3 protein-coding genes are annotated in these 3,099 nt (G+C 75.0%); 2 read left to right on the forward strand and 1 reads right to left on the reverse strand.

All coding sequences use genetic code 11. The features are described from left to right. Positions 1-123: 123 nt before the first annotated feature. Both ECOMGDLI_RS02890 and ECOMGDLI_RS02895 read left to right on the forward strand, forming a co-directional pair. Positions 124-1,350: an acetyl-CoA hydrolase/transferase family protein gene (locus ECOMGDLI_RS02890; RefSeq protein WP_088313418.1), complete on the forward strand. Its 1,227-nt coding sequence runs from the start codon at positions 124-126 to the stop codon at positions 1,348-1,350. 190 nt (positions 1,351-1,540) lie between these two features. Beyond that, complete coding sequence (locus tag ECOMGDLI_RS02895; RefSeq protein ID WP_088313421.1) at positions 1,541-2,134, forward strand: hypothetical protein; 594 nt, start codon at positions 1,541-1,543, stop codon at positions 2,132-2,134. A 121-nt stretch (positions 2,135-2,255) separates the two neighbouring features. Here ECOMGDLI_RS02895 and ECOMGDLI_RS34365 read toward each other — a convergent pair. Further along, a partial coding sequence (locus ECOMGDLI_RS34365) for a hypothetical protein (protein WP_198954491.1) occupies positions 2,256-3,099 on the reverse strand: 844 nt, incomplete at its 5' end.

Genomic DNA, 3,099 nt, shown 5'->3' on the forward strand with positions numbered 1-3,099 from the left:
CCACACACCGCCCCGCCGCACAACCGCCCGACGCACAACCGCCCACCGCACCGCTCGGCGCACGACACCCCGCCGGGACGTCAGCCCCGAGGCTCCGGGCCGACCGGCTGGCACTGTAGGACCGTGAGAACGCTCGACATCGCCGGCCTCGCGTCCATCTTCGAGGGCCTGCCCGAGAACCCCCGCGTCGTCGTCTCGGGCAACTTCGCCAGCCCGCACGTCGCGATCGGGATCCTCGACAAGGCCGTCCCCGCCTACCGGCTGCACGCCCTCAACGCGCAGCCGGGTCTGCCCGACCGTGAAGGCGTCACCCTGGAGACCGCCTTCGTCGGGCCGGGGATGCGCCGCAGCCCGCGGCTGGCGTACGTCCCGGCGCGGCTCAGCCTCGTCCCCCAGCTCTTCGTGCGGACGCTCCCGCCGGACGTCGTCATCCTCCACACGTCCCGGGTCATCGACGGCACCGTGTCGATGGGCATGGAGGTCAACATCCTCCCGGCCGCGGTCGAGGCGGTCCGCGCCCGCGGCGGCATCGTCGTCGCCCAGGTCAACGCGCGGATGCCGTACACCTTCGGGGACGCCGTCCTGCCGGTCGAGTCCGTCGACTACGCCATCGAGGTCGACGAGGCGCTGCCGTCCCCGGCCGGCGGCGGCCTCGACGACACCTCGGCGGCGATCGGCGCCCTGGTCGCCGAGCGGGTGCCGGACGGCGCCACGCTCCAGATGGGCATCGGTGCCGTCCCGGACGCCGTCCTGCACGGCCTGAAGTCGCGCCGCGGCCTCAAGCTGTGGAGCGAGATGTTCAGCGACGGGATCCTGCCGCTCGAGCAGGTGGGCGCCCTCGACCCGGACACCCCGCTCACGGCGTCCTTCCTCTTCGGCTCCGAGGAGCTCTACCGCTGGGTGGACCGCAACCCGCGCGTGCTCATGCTCCGGACCGAGACGACGAACGCACCGGCGCTCATCGCCCGCAACCCGCTCATGGTGTCGGTCAACACCGCGCTCCAGGTCGACCTCTTCGCCCAGGCGAACGCGTCCCGGATCAAGGCCCGGATCTTCTCGGGCTTCGGCGGCCAGACGGACTTCATCGTCGGCGCCGTGCACTCCGCCGGCGGCCAGTCCTTCATGGCGCTGCGCTCGTGGCACCCCAAGGCCGACGTGTCGACGATCATCCCGCTCGTCGACGAGCCGGTGACCTCGTTCCAGCCGACCGCGGTCATCACCGAGCAGGGCGTGGCCGACATCTGGGGCCACGACGAGCGGTCGCAGGCCAGGCACCTCATCGAGCACGCCGCCCACCCCAGGGTCCGCGAGGAGCTCTGGGAGGAGGCGCACGCGCTCGGCCTCGCCTAGGTGGACCAGGACGGCAGCCGTCCAGGAGCACCTCGCCCGGCGGCCGCCCCTGCCCGGACGTAGCCTCGACTGGTCCCTGGAGCAGACGGGGTCGCGGCCTCGTGCGCCCGCCGACCTGCCGGGTGCGCACGGCCGCCGTCCGTACAGCCGCCGGTCGACGGCGACCGGCGCCCACGGGGAGGTCCCGGCGATGACCGCACTCGACCCGCACCAGAACCAGAACACCCGGCACCCGTCCGCCTTCGACGAGTCCGACGCGCACCTGCTCCGGCTCTGCCTCGACCTCCAGCTCGACGCCCTGCTCCTCGCCCTCGGAGCGGCCTCGGCCCAGGAGCTGCGCGACCAGGGCACACCCGCGAGCGGGGCGGACCGGGGCGCCGACGACGTCGTCCCATGGCGGCGGTGGGTCGAGGAGGACGTCGACCTGGCCGCCGGTCTCGCCGCGGACGCGATGGCCGGCCGGGCGACGCTGCCTCCGACGCTCGGCACCGACCTCGGCCACGAGGTGCCCGCGGCCGTCATCGACAACCTCGTCGCGCGCTACGAGTCCATGCACAACCTGCTCGGCGACCTGCTCCGCCGGGACCTCACCGTGGACGACGACCACCGGCACCCGAGGGTGCTCGTCGCCCTGCGCCGGTGCCGCGCCCGGCTCGACGAGCTGCACCGGTACCGGCTCGCCACGACCCCGCCGCGCGGCGTCCGGCTCGACGCGGCCGTGCCGGTCGACGGACCGACGTCCACCAGGGACCGCGAGTACCTGCCCGGCGAGCTGCTCGGGTAGCAGACAGCCGCCGGGGACGACGACGGCGCCGCGGGGTCAGGGGCCCCGCGGCGCCGTCTCTTTCGTGCTCCCGTCGCCCGACGTCCGACGGGAGCCGACGGTCACGGTCTCCCGAGGGGCATCAGGAGGCCGTGCTCGTCGTCGGCTTGGGCGTCGGCGTCTTGGACGTCGTCGTCGTCCGCGGCTTCGTCGAGCTGCTGCTCTTCGTCGTCGTCCGGGTCGTGGTCGTCGTCTTCGGGCGCGTCGACGTGGTCGTCGTGCGGGGCCGGGTCGTCGTCGTGGTGCGCGGCTTCGACGCGGCCGACGAGGACGACGAGGAGGACGAGGACGACGCCCGCTTCGACGTCTTCGAGGACGCGGCCGGCGGTGTGGTGGCGTCCTCCGTGGCCGCAGGCTCCTCGGACGGCCAGGTGCACCGGACGACGGTCACCGCGGCCATCGACACGACGACGTCGCCGTCCTCGGTGCGGACCTTGACGGTCGCGCCCTCGACGGGCGCGGCGTCCGCACCGGCGGCCCGCGCCTCCTCGATCGCCGCGAGCGCCTCGTCGTCGAGCCGGACGCACAGGTCGGTGCGCCCCTCGTACCGCGACACGTCCTGCGTGCGGTCGGCGTCCTCGACGGTCTCGACGGCCCCGGACGGCGACGACCCGATGCTCGCGAGCGCGACCGCGGGCTCGTCCCCGCCGCCGGTGAGCGCGTACGCCGCACCGCCGGCGGCGAGCGCACCGGCGGCCAGGCTGCCGGCCGCGACGAGCACCCGGCGGCCGAGCGGCCGGACCGTCCGCGGCGCGGTGTGCACGTAGGGCACCTCGCCGTAGTGCGCGGCGCCGAAGGCGTCGGCCCGGAACGCGGCGACCTCGGGGATCCGGTCCGCCTGCGCCCGGCCGGGCGCCGGGAACGGTGCCGTCGGCGGCTGCTCGGGGATGCCGACCGTCCCGACGCGCAGCGCCGCAGCACCCCGC

The organism is Kineosporia sp. R_H_3, from assembly GCF_002198675.1.
Taxonomy (GTDB): Bacteria; Actinomycetota; Actinomycetes; order Actinomycetales; family Kineosporiaceae; genus R-H-3.

Excerpts from the sequence above, each read along its gene's own strand:
- ECOMGDLI_RS02895 (WP_088313421.1), top strand. The coding sequence starts at position 1,541 with ATGACCGCACTCGACCCGCACCAGAACCAGAACACCCGGCACCCGTCC.